Annotated in this window: 17 protein-coding genes; 3 read left to right on the top strand and 14 right to left on the bottom strand. The window is 45.9% G+C overall.

The window, feature by feature from the left end; all coding sequences use genetic code 11:
• Positions 1-57: 57 nt before the first annotated feature.
• Positions 58-933, top strand: coding sequence for an amino acid ABC transporter permease (locus QZY95_RS07950; RefSeq protein WP_290921778.1), 876 nt, complete (start codon positions 58-60; stop codon positions 931-933).
• Positions 934-991: 58 nt separating this feature from the next.
• Here the strand turns inward: QZY95_RS07950 and QZY95_RS07945 are convergent, their stop codons facing one another.
• Positions 992-1,390, bottom strand: a complete 399-nt coding sequence (locus QZY95_RS07945) for a rhodanese-like domain-containing protein (RefSeq protein WP_290921775.1) — start codon at positions 1,388-1,390, stop codon at positions 992-994.
• A 133-nt stretch (positions 1,391-1,523) separates the two neighbouring features.
• Between QZY95_RS07945 and QZY95_RS07940 the strand changes: the two genes are divergently transcribed.
• Entirely contained in the window at positions 1,524-2,849 is a 1,326-nt protein-coding gene (locus QZY95_RS07940; protein ID WP_365971077.1) for a YhjD/YihY/BrkB family envelope integrity protein, read from the top strand.
• Positions 2,850-2,912: 63 nt separating this feature from the next.
• Here the strand turns inward: QZY95_RS07940 and rlmN are convergent, their stop codons facing one another.
• A complete protein-coding gene (gene rlmN, locus QZY95_RS07935; protein ID WP_290921772.1) occupies positions 2,913-3,965 on the bottom strand; it encodes a 23S rRNA (adenine(2503)-C(2))-methyltransferase RlmN in 1,053 nt (350 codons plus the stop codon).
• Positions 3,966-4,234: 269 nt separating this feature from the next.
• On the opposite strand from rlmN, the gene QZY95_RS07930 reads away from it, so the two are divergent.
• Positions 4,235-5,227, top strand: a complete 993-nt coding sequence (locus tag QZY95_RS07930) for a hypothetical protein (RefSeq protein ID WP_290921770.1) — start codon at positions 4,235-4,237, stop codon at positions 5,225-5,227.
• An 85-nt stretch (positions 5,228-5,312) separates the two neighbouring features.
• On the opposite strand, the gene QZY95_RS07925 is transcribed toward QZY95_RS07930, so the two are convergent.
• The 12 genes from QZY95_RS07925 to rny all read right to left on the bottom strand — a co-directional run bounded on the left by QZY95_RS07925 (position 5,313) and on the right by rny (position 18,081).
• The gene (locus tag QZY95_RS07925) at positions 5,313-6,479 is read right to left on the bottom strand and encodes an iron-containing alcohol dehydrogenase (protein WP_290921768.1); all 1,167 of its coding nucleotides are present in this window, start codon (positions 6,477-6,479) and stop codon (positions 5,313-5,315) included.
• Positions 6,480-6,670: 191 nt separating this feature from the next.
• A complete protein-coding gene (locus tag QZY95_RS07920; protein WP_290921765.1) occupies positions 6,671-7,327 on the bottom strand; it encodes an ATP-binding cassette domain-containing protein in 657 nt (218 codons plus the stop codon).
• Position 7,328: 1 nt separating this feature from the next.
• A complete protein-coding gene (locus QZY95_RS07915; protein WP_290921762.1) occupies positions 7,329-8,024 on the bottom strand; it encodes an ABC transporter permease in 696 nt (231 codons plus the stop codon).
• 69 nt (positions 8,025-8,093) lie between these two features.
• Positions 8,094-8,915 (bottom strand): substrate-binding domain-containing protein, encoded by an 822-nt coding sequence (locus QZY95_RS07910; RefSeq protein WP_290921759.1) that lies wholly within the window; start codon positions 8,913-8,915, stop codon positions 8,094-8,096.
• Positions 8,916-9,187: 272 nt separating this feature from the next.
• The gene (locus tag QZY95_RS07905; protein ID WP_290921755.1) at positions 9,188-9,682 is read right to left on the bottom strand and encodes a hypothetical protein; all 495 of its coding nucleotides are present in this window, start codon (positions 9,680-9,682) and stop codon (positions 9,188-9,190) included.
• Positions 9,683-9,761: 79 nt separating this feature from the next.
• Complete coding sequence (locus QZY95_RS07900) at positions 9,762-10,901, bottom strand: MFS transporter (protein ID WP_290921752.1); 1,140 nt, start codon at positions 10,899-10,901, stop codon at positions 9,762-9,764.
• 154 nt (positions 10,902-11,055) lie between these two features.
• Complete coding sequence (gene amrA, locus QZY95_RS07895) at positions 11,056-11,634, bottom strand: AmmeMemoRadiSam system protein A (RefSeq protein ID WP_290921748.1); 579 nt, start codon at positions 11,632-11,634, stop codon at positions 11,056-11,058.
• A 12-nt stretch (positions 11,635-11,646) separates the two neighbouring features.
• On the bottom strand, positions 11,647-12,618 hold the full coding sequence (locus QZY95_RS07890) for a LysR family transcriptional regulator (protein ID WP_290921745.1): 972 nt from the start codon (positions 12,616-12,618) through the stop codon (positions 11,647-11,649).
• A gap of 3 nt (positions 12,619-12,621) precedes the next feature.
• A complete protein-coding gene (gene purN / locus QZY95_RS07885; RefSeq protein ID WP_290921742.1) occupies positions 12,622-13,296 on the bottom strand; it encodes a phosphoribosylglycinamide formyltransferase in 675 nt (224 codons plus the stop codon).
• Positions 13,297-13,355: 59 nt separating this feature from the next.
• Complete coding sequence (gene acs, locus QZY95_RS07880; protein ID WP_290921739.1) at positions 13,356-15,329, bottom strand: acetate--CoA ligase; 1,974 nt, start codon at positions 15,327-15,329, stop codon at positions 13,356-13,358.
• Between the two features lies 1 nt (position 15,330).
• On the bottom strand, positions 15,331-16,215 hold the full coding sequence (locus tag QZY95_RS07875) for a LytTR family DNA-binding domain-containing protein (protein ID WP_290921736.1): 885 nt from the start codon (positions 16,213-16,215) through the stop codon (positions 15,331-15,333).
• A 306-nt stretch (positions 16,216-16,521) separates the two neighbouring features.
• Positions 16,522-18,081, bottom strand: coding sequence for a ribonuclease Y (rny, locus tag QZY95_RS07870; protein WP_290921732.1), 1,560 nt, complete (start codon positions 18,079-18,081; stop codon positions 16,522-16,524).
• Between the last annotated feature and the right edge of the window lie 102 nt (positions 18,082-18,183).

Genomic DNA, 18,183 nt, shown 5'->3' with positions numbered 1-18,183 from the left:
ACCCATGCAAAAATACATTTAACCACTGTGGCGGACTCGTTCCGCCACAATTTTCTTATGCAGCAAAAACGATACAGACCTGTTCTTCTTGATTACATTCTGCTGGCGCTTATTGGCGGCAGTATTCTCTATTTCTACTGGCAGTTGGAAAATGAGCTGCAATATGAATGGAGTTGGGAAACCATTCCGCAATTTCTTATGAAAGAACGTAATGGATCATGGGAACCTAACTTTCTACTTGAAGGGCTTTTTACAACAATACGGTTAAGCATTTGGGCAACACTTCTTGCTTCTGTTGTCGGTGTGTTAATGGGATTGGCCCGGGTGAGTCAGAGTCATTTTGCGCGTATGATTTCAAGAACCTATGTTGAAATTGTCCGTAACATGCCGCCGATTGTCTTAATCTTTATTTCGTACTTTTTTCTTTCTGCTCAGCTTACGCATTATCTTGCGCTGGATTCAACCATACAGGATATGCCTTCCTGGATGCATTCAGTGATCTCTGTGTTATTCAGTAAGCCGTCTCAGTTTACGCAGTTCATAACAGGGGTGATTACACTGGGGCTTTATGAAGGTGCGTACATAACAGAAATTGTACGCGGCGGTGTTAACAGTGTGCAGCGCGGACAATGGGAAGCGTCTGCCTCTTTGGGCTTTAACCGTTTTGACCAGTTGCGGCTCGTTGTTTTACCGCAAGCGTTGAAGGTTATTGTTCCGCCGCTTGCAGGACAGTTTATTTCTACGATTAAAGACTCTGCCATCCTTTCTGTAATTTCTATTCAGGAACTGACATTTCAGGGACTGGAGCTTATGGCGTCAACATATCTTGTATTTGAGATATGGACGACGATTACGCTGATGTATTTGTTTCTTACTCTTGGTTGCTCGTTGCTTTCCCGTTGGGTAGAGCACGCTCTTGAGTGGAAGAATTAATGTTGTTCGTTGAATGTACGAAAAATCCGTCGTCCATATATGGACGACGGATTTTTTTTTAGCGTAATGAGTAAAAACGTTCCGGTGTCATAGCGCCGGCAAGTTGATCCAATCGACCTTTCAATGCTTTGATTTCATCATATCCCTGAGTTCTCAGGTAAGTGTAGGCCATAGAAGCCCTGAAACCTGAGAGGCAGAAGGTAATGATAAATTTGTCGCGCGGTACTTCTTCCAGTCTGTCCGGTAATTCGTTGAGTGGAATGTGCTGTGCAAAGGAAAATGTTAAGGTTTTTGCCTCTTCATGTGTGCGTACGTCCAGAAAGATAAAGTGATCATGGTCAATAAACTTGCTTGCTTCTTCAACGGTAATTCCATATTCACCCGCGACCAGAAAGGCGATGTCCATTTCGCGCAATACTTCTGATAGCTGTGGGCAGGCGTCAATATGCTGTTCCATGCAATACTCCTAATATAATCAAAAACCCTTTTGTTTCGAGATATTGTTTTACAATGATGTTGTGGAGTCAAGCTTCACCATGTAGGCTTACAGCTACTGAATATAACACATTAAGCAGTTGGTAGGATATACTATGGGGCGCGTTTTTACCAAGAGTCATATATCTTCGGCTATACAGTTTGTAACAAGAGGGATGTGGCGTGTAGATCTTAATGAATTACCGTTGGTACAAAGAAGAGCAGTCATTTTTTGCAGACGACTCTCTGTAATCTTCAACGGTTTTTTATTGGACAATTGTATGTTGCGGGCGACTGCACTTGCTTACACAACGATTCTTTCTATTGTGCCATTTCTTGCTGTCGTATTTGCCATCTCCAAAGGACTTGGGGTGCAGAATAGCGAAACGTTGCGTTATATACTGCTGAACGCCTCTGCAGGGAACAAGGAAGCAGTCGATTACCTTTTACAGTATGTGAACAATACGAATGTAACGACCCTTGGTGTGATTGGAGTAGGCACACTGTTGTTTACTGTTATTTCCTTAATGGGAAACATTGAGGCAGCATTTAACCAGATTTGGAATGTGAAACATGGGCGAACCATGTGGCGCAAATTTACAGATTTCTTTTCTATAGTTCTGGTTGCGCCTGTCTTTTTAGGTATTGCCGTAAGTTTAAGTGTGACCATGCAGCATGACTCTATTCTGCAAGGATTGTTGAGTATTGATGCGGTAAACTTTGTATATTTTCAGTTGTTGAAATTGATTCCGACGGTAATGATCTGGTTTTTACTGTTTTTTGCGTATGCCTTTATCCCGAATTTGAAAGTGCAGGCGCGGAGTGCTCTTGTGGGAGCTTTTGTCGGGGTAGTGCTGTGGAAATGTGTTGAGAACGTCTATATTTCATATTTGGTGGGTGCAAATAATTACAACATTATCTATGGAAGCTTTGCGCAGTTCCCGCTCTTTTTAGTTTGGATTTACATCAGTTGGTTGATTGTGCTGTTCGGTGTGGAGATTTGCTATGCGATTCAATATGGCTCCACCGAAGAAGACAAGATGCTGGCCGGCAAAACAAGCTGTTACGAGAAGTCGATTCTTGCGACTGCTGTAATGGCGGTTTTAGCAAAAAATTATGAAGAAAATGAAGGGGCGGTGCGAGTTGAGGTGTTGAGCACTCAACTTCAAGTTTCGCAGCTTCTTATTGAAGATATTTTAGCAGTGCTGGAAGAAAAAGGGTTTGTTGCAAAAATAGAAGCTGATGACGTAACCTATATTTTAGCAAGACCTGCCAATTCCACAAAAGTATCTGATGTTATTACCGCTGTTTCATATCACCATCCTGAGCGTGTAATGCAGTATTCATTACAGGGACAGCCAGATTCCGCGGCTATCGTGGATACGCTCTATGAACAGTTGGCAAGCGGCAACGACTGCACGTTATCAGAACTGAAAGGATAGCAGAGGTCAGTCCCGCTGTATTTCATAAAAAAGAAGCCCGAAGCTTTTGCTTCGGGCTTTTTTTTAGCATTCGTTTTCTTTTTTACTCTGATCAGCAACAAGCTGACCGCAGGCGGCTTTGATGTCTGCGCCTTTAGACTGGCGGATGATCGCGGTTACGCCTTTGTCCCAAAGAACTTTCTGGAATTTCAGAACAGCTTCTTCAGATGGAGCTTTGTACGGGTCACCTTCAGACGGGTTGTAAACAATAAGGTTCAGCTTGGATTTAGTTTGTGAAATCAATTTTACGAGTTCACGTGCATCTTCCACTGAGTCGTTTACACCGCCGAGAAGAAGGTATTCGTAGGTGATTCTCTCGCGTGTTTTAAGCGGGTAATTCTTCAGGGCATTCATGAAGTCATCAAGCTTCCAGCGGGCTGCTTTCGGCATAATTTGGGCTCGGACTTCCTGATTTGGTGCGTGCAGGGAAACTGCAAGGAAGGCAAGACCGGACTCACCGAGTTCGTAGAGGCCTTTCTGGATGCCGCATGTGGAAACCGTTACGCGGCGTGGTGAGAATGCCAGTCCGAGGGTGCTGTGCATTGTGTTAAGAGACTTGAGAAGGTTCTCAAGGTTTAACAATGGCTCACCCATGCCCATGAACACGATATTACGGAGGATCGGGCGTTCAGCAACGTCATTAAGGTAATGGCGTGCCACAAGAACCTGACCGAGGATTTCACTTTGGGTCATATTGCGTTTGAAGCCCATTGTGCCTGTGGAGCAGAAGGTACATGCCATAGCACAGCCCACCTGACAGGAAAGACACTGGGAATAACGACCTTTTGAGCCCGGGATGAGTACCGTTTCAACAAGAGCACCGTCATGCAGCTTTAAAAGAAACTTGATTGTTCCGTCCTTGCTTTTCTGAGAGGTCACAACTTCCGGCCAGCGGATGTATGCTTCTTCATGCAGACGTGCGCGAACGGCTTTGGAGATGTTTGTCATCTCGTCAAAAGATTGAACATATTTATTCCACAGCCACTGCCAAACCTGCTTGGTGCGGAATTTTTTTTCTCCGAGTTCTACAAGAAACTCTTCAAGCTCTTCATATGAGAGATCAAGAATATTAACCATGACGGCCCCTTTAAGTCCGGTTCATTGTACCGGTGAATGTGTGGATGGACGCTCTGCGCCATCGCCACAGACTCTATATACATTAACTTAAGACCTGTGAAGTGGTGGCATAAACCTTTGCAGAATACAGGGTTGTAAAAGAAAGTGTGCGAATATGCACAGGGTCAAGATAACCTTGAATTAACTATTTATTTTTTAAAGGGAATAATGCTATGTAAGAACGTCTTTATTGCATGGTTTGAATCGATTTGTCGTGGTGGAGGGGAGCTGTGAAGCGTGTTGTCGACTACATGATCATGATTGTTTTGTTGCTTTGCTTTATGCCGGTACAGGCGTTGGCAGGTGATGTTCGTTTAGAACGGACAGCCGTCATGCGTGATATAGATATGGAACTTTATGAATTTTATACGGATCATACTCAAGGGTTGGAAATTTGTTGCAGTATTTGCCCTGAGTATGCAGCAGTATTTGAAAATGCGTCGGGAACATTTTCTGTATTGCTCGGGGATGCTGTTTCATCCATTCGTAATGAGCATTATGAAGTAATAGATTTTTTAGAGTATGATGCTGCGTTGCTTGATGCTAATAAGCAAAAATATACGCTGTCATCCGGTTGTTCTCCTTGTCTTGCTTTAGCTGAAACAGTGCAGGGATATTCTCAAGAAGGTTTACCACAGACATTAGCTCAAACAGCGCTGTTCCACTCGGAGAAGTATCGTGTAAATCCCGAACAGGAATTTACTGACGGGCTTGTTTCCACAGTCAGGTATCAGTGGAGAGCAAGCGGGAAAAAGCGAACCTGTCGGCTCTCTATTCCCAAAACATGGGGAAAAGCTGTTGCGGAAAGCAGCACAAAAAAGACACAGTACCGAAGTGCGTTCGGCAACGGTATTCCATTTTTTTCCATACAGTATGAACCCGCTAAGCGTGTCCGCACAGAGAGTGCTGTGATGCAGGAGTTGCAGCGTAGAGTTTCTACAGAGATTCTTGAGAAGCAGTATGGAGCCGTTGAGCTGCTGGCTCAAGGTGTTCAGCGTCTTGGGAATACGCAAAGCATTTGGGTTATGTTCTCAACAAAAGGGAGTGAATCCCATGGTGCTGGTTTTTATTACAACTGGTATATGCTTGTGGACGGTACCGTGCTTGTTTTTGAATCCGGTGTGAGCGGGACTAAAGCACTGCCTGCATTTGAACAGGAATCGATTTTTAGAAAATACTACGAGACGTTGCGAGAGATCGCGGTATCATCTGTTATCGGATAATATTTTTGTGTTTTTCAGAATGTAAAAAAGCCATCATCACTTCAGTGATGATGGCTTTTATTGTTAGTTGGGCAGTCGTGAATTATTACAGCACGCGCATGAAAATTTCTGCGACATCATCTTTGCTTAACGGAGCAATTCTACCAAGAGCACGGTAGGCAAAGGCATTATCTACGAGGTGTGGAACATCCTCTTCTGTTACGCCCCAGCTGGAAAGACGAGACGGAGCGCCCCATGCTGAAAATGCTGCACGGGTGGCATCAATACCGCCTTGAATGGTGTCCTGTCCCCATACTGTTGCTGCAAAACGGTTAAAGATGTCGGGTGCTTTTGCACACACCTGCTGCATCCAAGAAGGGAAGATGACTGCTAGGCCTTCACCGTGCGGGACATGCGGGAAGCGTCCGCTAAGAGCATGTTCCAGCGCATGTGATGTCCAGTCTCCACCGGAAAGGCCGCAGCCTGTAAGACCGTTAAGACTTAAGCAGGATGCCCATGCAAGGTTGGCGCGTGCTTCATAATTTGAAGGGTCATGCTGCAGCGAATGCATGGAGTTGATGAGAGAGATAAGCAGCCCTTCACAAATATTAAGGGTTGTCTCTTCATTAAAATATCCGGTGCGTTTGTCAGAGATTCGTCCACGGAAATAGTTTTCCATGATGTGGGTCATGGCATCAATGCCGCTTCCGGCTGTGAGGTGCCATGGTGTTTGAACCTGATAAAGAGGGTCAATTGCTGTGACTTTAGGAATCATGCAATGGCCGCCAAGGCTCCATTTTTTCTGCAACTGTTCGTTGGTGATAACAGCTTTTCCGTTCATTTCTGAACCGGTGCCGGATAACGTAACGACAGTATATACAGGTAATGAACGCTCTACAGTTTTACGTGACTCAACACGTTCCCAGTAGTCATCAAGGTAGAAACCGGCAGCAATAGCTTTTGCAGCGTCAATAACACTGCCGCCACCGATACCGAGAACTGCACCTACACTTGCTTTACGGGCTATATTGATACCCGCCTCAATCTGTTCAAGTGAAGGGTTGGGTTTTATCCCCCAGAACTCAGTCCAGTCTACGCCAGCCTCCTGTAACGAACGGGTAGCAGCTTCGTATGCACCGTTTTTTCGTGCGGAGCCGCCTCCCATAACGAGGAGAACGGATGACGCTTCTTTTACAATATGCCAGCCGATGAGATCGACTGCATCCTGACCAAAAATTACCTGAGTAGGGGCACTATAAGTAAAAGCATCCATGTAAATCACCTGATAAAAAAATGTTACTGCCCAGAATTATGCAGTGTTGACTATAGCGGGTTACTGGGAAGTCGACAAGTGTTGTGATGCGGAAGGGTGTGAAAGAACACAAAAAAACAGTGCTCCTATAGCATTCTATGGTGAGTGCACAGGCACAATAGTGGTAAAAGGGAATGTTGATACAAATATCGCTATCCACATTGCGTGGATTCTATTTTTCCGTTGCGAATAAGTACAGTGCTATCAGAAACAGATGTTAGCCATTCTCTATCATGTGAAACAATAATAAGGCTTGTTCTCCGTTCATTTTTTGCACGCAATGCTGCATTTCTAATTCGTTCAGTAGATTCTTCATCCAGCGAAGATGTAGGTTCGTCCATAAGTAGTACACTGGGATTGACTGCAAGACGTGCAGCCAATGCTACTCGCTGTGCTTCACCGCCGGAAAGTTCGAACCATTGTCTGGAAAGGAATTTCTCTGCACTGAGCCCTACTTCCTCAAGAGCATCAGCAGCGATACCGGAAGTGGATTTTAGACCTCGGACGTGCAGGCCGTATTCAATATTTTCTTTCACAGACCGTTTGAGCAGGTAGGGCTGCTGGGTCAGCAGGGTAACTTCTCTACGTAATGATGTTTCCGTAATAGATGTGGCGTTACCATTAAAGTGAATGGTTCCCTGTTGCGGTGCTTCTAAAAAGGCAAGCATACGCATCAGCGTAGATTTTCCGCTGCCGTTAGGACCAAAGATTCCTGTAATGGAGCCTGCTGTTAATTCTAAAGAGTCTATGGTGAGAACAGGGCGGCCGCCGTATGTCTGCACAATGTTGGAAAGCTGATACAGTGACATGTTATTGCCCCGCGCGACGTTTGAGTTTTGCGACACTGAAGTTAACACCGAAGGCGATTATAAGTAGAACTACGCCAAGGGCTATGCCCATTGCAAATTCCCCTTTACCTGTCTCCAGTGCGATGGCTGTTGTAATAGTTCGGGTATGCCATTTGATATTGCCGCCGACCATCATGGAAATGCCTATTTCTGATACGATTCGTCCATAGGCTGCAACGCCTGCAAGCATGAGATGGTAACGGGTTTCCCACAAGGTGGCCTTAAGAACCTGTATGTTATCTGCTCCAAGGGTAAGGAGCGTATCTTTCATGCCGGAGTCGGAGTTTTCTACAGCGTTTGCCACCATTGCAACAACAATAGGCATACCGAGCATGACTTGACCAATGGCAATGCCCGGAAGGGTGAAGAGTAAACCGTAATCTCCGAGTGGCCCTTGTCTGGAAACCAGAGAATAGACAAGCAGGCCGATAACAACAGTGGGGAAGGAAAGCAGGGTGTCTGTAATCATGCGTAATGTTTCTCGTCCTTTGAAGCGGCAATAGCCGAGAACAAAGCCGAGGGGAGCACCCAGAAGGATTGTAAAAAATATAGAGAGGGATGATACACAAAGCGTAATGTAGACGGCTGACCATGTTTCCGGATTGCCGTTGAAAAGCAGTTCAAACGCTTTGAGAAGACCTTCATAAATGAAACCCATGTAATCTCCTTGCCAAAAAAAAGGGGTGGCACGAGCCACCCCAGCAAAGTCTATAAGTGCAAAAGCACATTACTTTCCTGCGTTAGGAGTAAAGAGCTGTTTGCCGAGAAGACGGAAGTCGCCGATTGCTTTCTGTGCTTTAGGGGAAGCCATCCATGCGATGAATTCGTTAGCAAGTTCTACTTTTGCATTAGGGCAAACAGCAGGGTTGATAGCAATAGCACTGTACTGGTTAAAGAGTACTTTATCGCCTTCTACTACGATTTTCAACGGTGTCTTACCTTTGTTTACGTCCATGTACTTAATCCAAGTACCGCGGTCGGTCATTGTGTAAGCGCCTTTCTGAGCTGCTGCGTTCAGGGTTTTGAGCATGCCCTGACCAAGCTGCATGTACCAGTCTGCTTTATCTGGCACTGCCATGCCTGCAGCTTTCCAGAGAGAAATTTCTTTTTTGTTTGTGCCGGAGTTATCGCCACGGGAAGCAAATGGAGCTTTAGCTTTTGCGATAGCTTTCAGTGCTTTTTCTACAGGCATACCTTTAACCTGAGCAGGGTCAGCAGCTGGGCCTACGATAACAAAATCGTTGTACATGAGTTGGGTACGGTCTACGCCGTGGCCGTTTTTAACAAATTTCTTTTCAGCACCCGGAGCGTGAACAAGCAGAACGTCAACATCGCAGTTGCGTCCCATTGCGAGAGCTTTACCTGTGCCGATGGCTGTCCAGCGGATATCAATGCCGGAGTCTTTGGTAAATTCAGGCATAAGTTCATCAAGCAGACCTGTGTTGTCAGTACTTGTGGTTGTCGCCATCATCAGTACTTTATCTTTTGCCTGTGCCATAGCAGGCACGAGCAGTGCTAATGCGAGAAGTAAAGCAGCAAATTTTTTCATTACAAGCTCCATCGTCATTTTAAGTTATTCTTAGTCCTGTTCAGGAATAAAAAGAGGTGTAACCATATTTTCTGACTAAAGGAAACCAAAAATACCTGCTTCCAAAATGGCACATTGAAAAAATGCTTAGCATTACTAGCTGAATTAATTGAATATCATTTTATACTAAGGAAATAGATAACTATAACTAACCAAGAATAACCATAAAAAAAGGAGCAGTGAAAAAAATCACTGCTCCTTTGCTTTTTTTAACACGGTTCAAAAGGGCGTTGTTATTCAAACAAGTACCCGTATTGCAAAGCTATCTGGTCAGTTTTGTTTGCGATGGATGTTGCAAGCATTTTGACGTTGTCTGCGGTTACGATACCAGTGTCCTGAGCGAGGAAATATTTCAGGTTGTTTGAGTTCTCAGAAAAGACCCACACAATACTGTACACAGAGCCGATTGCAGGTCGATCTGCAAATTCTGACATGGTTGTGATCATAACAGTAATTTTTGGAACATCTTCCCCTGTCATTTTGAACAGGCTGGAAGTGTTGCATGCGCTTTTGAGTTCAAACGCAAGCATGGAGCCTAAGTTATCTGCTCCTGCTTGTCCGATAAAAATCGGAGTTGTGCGGGATGTTACCGGAGCCGGAGTGTCAGCTTTTGGTTTGCTAGCCTGACTTGCTTGTGGCGCCTTGGTTGTTTTTGGAGCTTCTTCTGCAAAAGCAGGAAGAGCGATGCTTAAAATACAAATAAGTACGAAGTAGAATATACGTTTCACCGGTTTCTCCTTATGTCGTGTTATATGCAGCATGAGTTTGTGTAGCATGTACTTTGAGTAATGTCAGTGGTGCCTTGTATCAGTTTACATCCGGTGTGCGGATAAACTGCACAAGGAAGAGCGAGATACAGGCAATTCCTGCTGCTGCAATAAATGGAATTTTATAATCAACCATCCAGAGCATGCCTCCCAAGGCAGGAATTATAACAGCCGCAATGTGGTTGATGGTAAAGCTGACTGCCATTGAGGGAGCAATGTCTGAAGGGTCTGCAATTTTTTGGAAATATGATTTGATGGCAAGTGAGAAGTTAAAAAAGATGTGGTCGAGAACATAGAGAAACGCCACAAGCATTTTTGATTCAACATATGCATACGAAATAAAAACAACAACCATGGCTGCATATTCCAGCGAAAGCACTTTACGTTCGCCGAATTTGTTAACGGCTCTGCCAATAGCAGGAGAAAGCCACCAGTTAATGATGTTGTTAACGATAAACAGAATAGTAACTTCCTGAATGGTGAATTTAAATTTCTCGACCATAAGGAAGACAGCAAACGCAACAAAGATCTGACGACGTGCACCTGCAAAAAAGTTGAGCAGGTAAAACAGCCAGTAGCGCCAGCGGAAAACCATTTTTTTATGTTGCGGAACAACATTATCTGAAGTCGGGTTTTGGGTAAGGCACCAGCAAGCTGCCAAAATTACAATAATACCGAACAGCCAGAACAGCTCTTTAAAATCGAGTGCCATGCTGAGTAAGAAAATTGCACCACCGACAACAAGGTTTGTTGCCGACCCCATTGCCCGTAGTCTTCCCATAATGACTGGTGCTTCTTTCAGGTCAAAGTATTGGAGGGTAAGGGATTGGTTCACCGTTTCATAGTAATGAAAACCGAAACTCATGATGAGTGTGGTGATAAGCATGCCGTGGTACGTTGGCATTGAACCGGTCAGCCCCACTCCAAGTCCTAGAATGGCTATAGATATAGGGGCAAGGCGGTGTTCAGCAATGAAGAGCAGAAGGTAAATGACAAGCAGGGCAAGAAAACCCGGAATTTCTCGGACGGATTGAATGATACCAATCTGCTGCCCTGTGAGTCCTACTACATCTACTGCAAAGTTATTGTAGAGAGTGCGCCATGCTTGGAAGCCCGCAGCAACTGCAACGGTCATAACAAGCAGAAAAATATACATTCGGCGGCGGTCTGCGTCGGACATGGTAGGCTCCAGAATGTCGTGCAAAATAGTGAAAATTACTGCGCACACCCACGTGCGCGGCACGATAATGCAAGATATTGGTTGTCCAAGCAAGCAAGATTATGCATGTACCTGAGAAAAGTACATGTATTAAAGATGGTTGGTTGTGGGGAAGTTAGACTATATATGCTTCAAACCAATATATTTTTGTATCTGGATGTTCCCACATGGTTGGCGCAAGCCCAGCTTTCCGGCAGGTTTGTTCGAGGAATGTTTTGCGATCCCAGTTCCATTCAACTGGAACTTGCGGGAGAAGAAGTCCTGAACGGGAACCGTGCTGCATAATCAGTCCGTGTTTGCCGATTTCAATACGCTCTGTATCAGGGCAGAGGGTAATAGGACCCATGATTGATATTTCAATGGAAAGCTCGGAGAATTCTGTTTCGGTAATTGGAGGAAAGCGTGGGTCTTCAAATGCAGCAGCACGTGCCATGCGTGCTACCGTCATAAAAAGAGGCCCCTGCCCGACAACATTACCAATACAGCCGCGCAGTGCCCCGTTTTTTTTCAGAGTAACAAAGGCTCCCAGCTCTTCACTCAAAAGGGGATTCGCTGATTTTGGGATAGACGTTTCGTCCAGAGTACGTGAGCCGTTAAAGTATGTGGTAATACTCCACCGTACGAGATTGCGCAGGTATTGCTTATCGTCAGTAGATAATGACAGGTTGCTCACGTCAGCTTTTGGATTACTCATACTTTTCTCCGTTTATAAAACGCACAAGATGTCTCTGGGGGCTTCCTGTGCCATATGGCTGTAAAGGCTTGATTGGATAAGCTTCTGCATCATATTTCTAAACCAGATGTGCGATGCGTCGTGGTGCTGGCGCTCATGCCATGCAATCGTATAGTCAAACGATTCTATATAGAAAGGCAGAGCGCACCAAGACAGACCGAACTCCGGTGCAAGATTACTTGCGATGTGGCTCGGCATGGTTGCAATCATATCAGAACGGCTGACTACTTTACAAACTGTCGTATACAAAGGGGCTGCAAAACGTACGGAGCGCCTTTGGCCGATCTTTGCTAATTCTGCATCAATAACGTGGACTTTATCGCCGCCGCCGGTGATGGCTGCATGATCCAGTGTGCAGTATTCATTGAGCGAAAGACCGCCTCCTCGTTGCATGAGAGGATGATCTTTGCGCATACAGCATGCAAACTGGTCACGCCCGATCACTAGGTGATGGAGTCCCTGATACTGGGAATCCAGCATTGATGTGATTAAATCGTAGGAGCCGGTTGATAGCTTACCGATGGTTGTTTCATCAGACATCTCCAATTTGATAGAGATATTGGGAGCAACTTTTCGGTAGCTTTCCAGTACATTCGGGAAGATATATTCTGCAACATAATCGGATGTTGCAAAGGTGAATGTGCGAGTGCATTCCGCCGGTTCAAAGCTGCTTCGATCAAGCAGTTCTGTTACCTCACCTAAAATGCGTTCGAGGTTCTGGCTTAGTTCAACAGCCCGTTCGGTAAGGGCAAAGCTGTTTCCACTGCGTACAAGCAAAGGGTCGTCAAAAAGTTCCCGCAGGTGACGGAGGTTTTTACTCATTCCGCTCTGGGTAATATTTAAGCGGCTTGCTGCCCGCGTTACGTTGCCTTCATCGAGCAACGCCTTTAGCGCAACCAGCAGGTTGAGGTTTACTGAAGCCAGATTAACTCGCCCTATATTCATTCCCTAAAATCCATCTTCTAATTGAGGTGAAACAATAAAGCTGCCGTCTGATGTCACTTTCGGCAAGCCGGTTTCCTGCACGGTTACTTTTCGACCGTTTTGGGTAACGCGCCCTGATGCAATCCATTGTAAAACCTGTGGATAGATTCGATGTTCGAATGCCAGCACACGTTTCTGAACGGTTTCTACGGATTCTTCAGAGGAAAACGGTACAACTGCCTGTGCTATGATAGCACCATTGTCCATAATTTCGTCAACGAAATGTACGGTGCATCCGGCTAACGTGACCCCGTACTCCACAGCATCTGCTATGCCGTGTGCACCTTTAAAAGAGGGGAGAAGCGCCGGATGGATATTAATGATTTTTCCTGCGAATGTTTGAATAAACAAAGGAGTCAGAATGCGCATGAACCCTGCAAGTACTACAAGTTCTGCACCTGCTGACTCTATTCGCTCGATCATTGCTGCATCAAAGGCTTCTCTGTTTTCATACTCCGCATGAAGTATCGTTGCTGTCGGGATTCCTGCTTTTTTAGCACGTTCCAGTGCAAATGCATCAGAACGATTGCATAAAACCAGACTGATTTCAGCGTCCAGAGCGCCACGTTCTACGGCATCAATAATAGATTGTAAGTTTGAGCCGGAGCCCGATGCAAGTACTGCTATTTTTAATGCCATGTTGTCTCCGATAAAAATTAACTACGAAAGGTCTCTGTCAGTAATGAAAGAATTTTGAACTACTTTACCGTTGCCCAGAAAGGATCTTCTTCCAGAGTGCTTGTGTCTCCGAGGTCACTGCCTGTTGCTTCGGCACGAAGGAGACGGCGCATAATTTTTCCGCTGCGGTTTCGCGGCAGAGCATCGCGGATATCCACTGATCCGATAACGGCAATGGAACCGAGTTCCGCCCTGACATGTTCGATAAGTTGCTGCTCAGTTTCTTCTTCTTCGTCCATAAAGTACAGTGTATCTGTCTGTTCTTTTAGCACGACAAACGCTTTTGCAACTTCACCACGAATTGAATCCGGCATGCCGATAACTGCACATTCCGCAACCAAAGGGTGTGTGGCAAGCGCTGCTTCGAACTCCGCAGTTCCTATTCGGTGTCCTGCGATCATAATAACATCATCTGCTCTACCTTGGAGCCATATGTATCCGTCCTCGTCCCTGCGGGCAATATCTCCGGAGCAGTAATATCCGGGGAAGCGTGACCAGTACATGTCTTTGTACGCCTCATCATCGTTAAACAATGTGGTGATCATAGCAGGCCACGGTTTTTTGATGACAAGGTAGCCGCCTTTGCCTGTTGGAACAGGGGTGCCCGTATCATCAACAATATCGATATCAATGGCAGGGAGCGGTTTTGCTACAGAACCGGGTTTGAGCACGGAAATAGGGTATGGAGAAATCATAATCATACCAGTTTCTGTCTGCCACCAAGTATCGAGCAGAGGGCATTGCCCTTTACCTATGTGTTTGTGGAACCACACCCAAGCCTCGGGTGATATTGGTTCGCCTACAGTGCCAAGCAGTCGCAATGTGCTGAGATCGTGTCGCAGAGCGTATTGTTCTCCGAAGCGCATAAGCATACGGATGAGTGTCGGGACAGTATAGAGTACTGAAATTCCCCAGCGCTCAACTACAGACCAGAGGCGACCGGCTTCAGGGTAGAGAGGATGTCCTTCATAAATAAATGTTGTTGTTCCTGCCATGAGCGGGCCGTACACAACGTAGGAGTGTCCTGTAATCCAACCTACATCAGCAGTACACCAAAAAATATCAGTAGGATTGTTATCGAAAACTTGTGTGAATGTGTGATGTACCCCAACCATGTAGCCGCCATGCGAATGTACCACCCCTTTAGGTTTATCTGTTGTACCGGAGGTGTACAGCATAAAGAGTGGGTCTGTTGCGTCCATGGTTTCAGTGATCGCTTCGTACGACTTGCCGCGCATAACGTCATGCCACCAGAGGTCTTTGTCAGGCGTCATGTTTACAGTGACATGGGTTCGGTGGACAACAATTGTGTGATCGACCACATGTTCAACCTGCTCAAGCGCTTCATCAACGAGGGGCTTCAGCGTAAGGATTCGTCCGTTACGGTAAAAGGCATCAACAGTGATTACAATTTTCGGCTTGGCATCTTCAATACGTTCTGCAAGCGCGTTGGCTGAAAATCCCGCGAAAACAACACTGTGTATTGCTCCGATTTTTGCGGCAGCCAGCATAGAGATAACAGTTTCCGGCAAGGAGGGGAGGTAGATGACAACCCTGTCTCCTTTTGAAACGCCAAGGTCGCGCAGGGCGTTAGCGCATTTATTGACCTCTCGGTACAGCTCAAAATAGGTCAGCCGTTTGGTATCCCCCGGTTCGCCTTCCCAAATAAGAGCAAGCTTGTTTCGATTGCCCGATGTGATGTGTCTGTCCAAAGCGTTATGAACGATATTGCATCGTGCGCCGTAGAACCATTTATAGAAAGGTGCATCGGTTTCGTTGAGAACGGTATCCCAGCGGCGGTACCACTGAAGGCGCTCTGCTGCGTCTTCCCAATATGCCAGACTGTTTGCGTTGGCTTTTTCGTGGGCATGCTTTAGATCAGCGGGATTTACAGCAGAATCTGCAATAACACGCGGCAAAGGACGGAAAACGCGTTGTTCCGTTAACAGGGATTCAACTGTGCCGTTAGAAGTTGGTTGTGTGTTGTCTGTCATGCTATAGTCCCAAAACTTGTTTGAGTTCACCTAACCGCCTGCGGCTGATAGGAATTTCAATACGGGTTCGTCCGGCTGTGCGTAACATAAAGTTGGAACCGGGTAACGATGCGATCTCGGTCACCATGTCAAGGTTTACAAGAAACTTACGATGTGCCCGGAAAAAATTATGTGGTCGCAGTCTGGCTTCGAGGATTTTTAATCGGTAAGAGGTGAGATGTTTTCCTGAAGCTGTGTGGACATATGTATAGTCTTCATTTGCTTCTATAAAAATAATCTCATTATAGGGCAGCAACATAGTGCGTCCGCCCGATGTTATTGCCAGTTTCTCAATTTCTGCGGGACGGAATTTTTCTGTAAGTTCCCATGCTTGTCGTAAGGCATGGAGGAACTGATCCTGCTCATCTTCTTCTAAAGGAAGTTGTAACGTTTGCTCCGGTTCTTCAGGAATATCTTCTGAAGAATCCCGAACGGTCGGCTCTTGCCATTGGGTAGAAGGTTCCTGCGCGAGATTGAAATGCATTCTGAATTGTTCCAATCGTGACACAGAGCGTGCGAAGCGTTCCTCTGTGCACGGGAAAATGAGATAATCTGTTGCATCCAGTTCGAACGCGGTGAACGCATCATCTTCATTATCGGCAAGAAAAATAAGAGCAGGTTGTTTTGTACGTCCGCGAAGGCGGCGGGTAAGTTCGAATCCGTCACGAGGTTCTTTTATGGACACAGCCACTACAAGAACTGCGTATTCAATTGCTCCGAGTAGCTCAAGAGCCTCGTCTACATGCACGGCCTCGCCCACTATTCGCACAAAATCAACAGGTTCGAAGAAAGTTCGAAGCTGTGCGCGGATTTCTGGATCCGGATGAACAAGAAGTGTTGGTAACATAGTTGGCAACCGTGATTAGATAGCTGAAAGAAAAAAGAAAGTATCTGACTCTGACAACAATACATTCTCAACAGCATCATGTGAAGGGAAACCCGTTCTTGTCTGTTTACTCAGTGAATTTATACCGAAAGACCTTGTAATCGGCAAAGGGTAACAGCGTTGGAAGAATAATTAGTTAGGAAGAACCGGTAGAAGGGATACGTGAGGGGGAGGCTTGTTGAGGAAACGGATCTGCTGATGGTTTAAAGCTATAAAAAAAGGCCGCACAGTGTACGGCCTTTTTTACATTCTGAGTAGAGCGTCTTGCTATTTTGCAAAGCCTACTGCGCGGCGTTCGCGAATTACAGTAACGCGAATCTGACCCGGGTAGGTAAGATTGTTTTCAATCTTATCAGCAATCTCTTTACAGAGCAGGTAGGTGGAATCATCATCAACGTTATCGGAGTTAACCATAACGCGGATTTCGCGACCAGCCTGAATAGCGTATGCTTTTGCTACGCCGTCAAATGCTGTTGCAATGCCTTCGAGTTCTTCGAGGCGTTTTACATAGTTCTCGAGCAGCTCTTTACGAGCGCCAGGGCGTGCACCGGAAAGGGAGTCCGCAGCCTGAACGAGAACAGCAAGTGCTGTAGTCGGTGGAGTGTCTTCATGGTGCGCTGCAATTGCATGCACGATGTCTTTTGCTTCACCGTATTTTTTCGCAAGGTCAGCACCGATGAGTGCGTGTGGTCCTTCCACTTCGTGGTCGACAGCTTTACCAAGGTCGTGCAGCAGGCCTGCGCGTTTAGCCTTTTTAACATCAAGACCAAGCTCGGCAGCCATCATTCCACAGAGGGAAGATACTTCCAGAGAGTGCTGAAGCACATTCTGGGAGAAACTTGTACGGTACTTGAGCTGACCAAGGAACTTGATAAGCTCTGGGTGGATACCGTGAACACCAGCGTCGAAGGTAGCCTGTTCACCAACTTCGCGAAGCTGTACTTCCAGTTCCTGCTCCACTTTGCGAACAACATCTTCAATGCGTGCAGGGTGGATACGGCCATCGCTGATAAGACGCTCAAGAGCCATTTTGGCAATCTGGCGACGAAGCGGGCTGTACGCTGAAAGAATTACGGTTTCCGGAGTATCATCGATAATGAGGTCAACACCGGTTGCTGCTTCAATAGCGCGGATGTTGCGGCCTTCACGACCAATAATACGACCCTTCATATCTTCGCTTGGCAGGGTAACAGCAGTAACAGTCTGTTCACCGACGTAGTCACCTGCGTAGCGCTGGATAGCGGTAGCAATAATGTGCTGAGACTTGCGGTTTGCAGTCTCTTTTGCTTCCATTTCGATCTGGCGAACCATTTTAGCGGCTTCATGCTTGGTGCGTGCTTCCACTTCTGTGAAGAGGCGTTCTTTTGCTTCTTCGATGGTAAGACCTGATACTTCTTGTAATTTTAATTCCTGCTCGTCCAGTTTGGAATCAAGCAGAGTAATTTTATCTTCGAGTTTACGCTCTTTGCGGGTGAGGTCTTTTTCCAGAGAAAGCAGTTCCTGCTCTTTCTGGTTTGCCTGTTCGCGTTTGCGTTCTACGCGTTCGCTGAGTTCTTGAATTTTACGGTCGCGAGTTTTTGTTTCATTTTCACGGTCTTTAAATTCACGCTCAATTTCGCGCTTTTGTTTGTAAATCTCGTCCTGACCCTGAAGAATGATTTCTTTCTTTTGAGCCTGTGCTTCCTTGCGAGCCTCTTCAATGATGCGTGTGGAAAGTTCCTTTGCGTCACCCATTCGCTTAGAGGAAACAACTTTATGCAGTGCGTATCCGGAGCCAGCTCCAATAATAGCACCAACAAGGACGAGTCCGAATGAGATCAGACCCATACCTTTTCTCCCGTTATTACACACAGGTTCTTAGAACCTGAGATGTACAAGTTTAGAGCACAGATGTGCATTTATATATAAAGTGAGAGTGAAAAAAAGCCC

It is taken from the genome of Halodesulfovibrio sp. (assembly GCF_015482765.1).
GTDB lineage: Bacteria > Desulfobacterota > Desulfovibrionia > Desulfovibrionales > Desulfovibrionaceae > Halodesulfovibrio.
Note: the sequence above shows the minus strand (reverse complement) of the source record. Positions and strands in the feature narration are given on the sequence as shown.

Bases quoted from the DNA above. Each gene is read 5' to 3' on its own strand.
- QZY95_RS07950 (WP_290921778.1), top strand. From the start codon at position 58: ATGCAGCAAAAACGATACAGACCTGTTCTTCTTGATTACATTCTGCTG.
- QZY95_RS07945 (WP_290921775.1), bottom strand. From the start codon at position 1,390: ATGGAACAGCATATTGACGCCTGCCCACAGCTATCAGAAGTATTGCGC.
- QZY95_RS07940 (WP_365971077.1), top strand. From the start codon at position 1,524: ATGGGGCGCGTTTTTACCAAGAGTCATATATCTTCGGCTATACAGTTT.
- rlmN (WP_290921772.1), bottom strand. From the start codon at position 3,965: ATGGTTAATATTCTTGATCTCTCATATGAAGAGCTTGAAGAGTTTCTT.
- QZY95_RS07925 (WP_290921768.1), bottom strand. From the start codon at position 6,479: ATGGATGCTTTTACTTATAGTGCCCCTACTCAGGTAATTTTTGGTCAG.
- QZY95_RS07920 (WP_290921765.1), bottom strand. From the start codon at position 7,327: ATGTCACTGTATCAGCTTTCCAACATTGTGCAGACATACGGCGGCCGC.
- QZY95_RS07915 (WP_290921762.1), bottom strand. From the start codon at position 8,024: ATGGGTTTCATTTATGAAGGTCTTCTCAAAGCGTTTGAACTGCTTTTC.
- QZY95_RS07910 (WP_290921759.1), bottom strand. From the start codon at position 8,915: ATGAAAAAATTTGCTGCTTTACTTCTCGCATTAGCACTGCTCGTGCCT.
- QZY95_RS07900 (WP_290921752.1), bottom strand. From the start codon at position 10,901: ATGTCCGACGCAGACCGCCGCCGAATGTATATTTTTCTGCTTGTTATG.
- amrA (WP_290921748.1), bottom strand. From the start codon at position 11,634: ATGAGTAATCCAAAAGCTGACGTGAGCAACCTGTCATTATCTACTGAC.
- QZY95_RS07890 (WP_290921745.1), bottom strand. From the start codon at position 12,618: ATGAATATAGGGCGAGTTAATCTGGCTTCAGTAAACCTCAACCTGCTG.
- purN (WP_290921742.1), bottom strand. From the start codon at position 13,296: ATGGCATTAAAAATAGCAGTACTTGCATCGGGCTCCGGCTCAAACTTA.
- acs (WP_290921739.1), bottom strand. From the start codon at position 15,329: ATGACAGACAACACACAACCAACTTCTAACGGCACAGTTGAATCCCTG.
- QZY95_RS07875 (WP_290921736.1), bottom strand. From the start codon at position 16,215: ATGTTACCAACACTTCTTGTTCATCCGGATCCAGAAATCCGCGCACAG.
- rny (WP_290921732.1), bottom strand. From the start codon at position 18,081: ATGGGTCTGATCTCATTCGGACTCGTCCTTGTTGGTGCTATTATTGGA.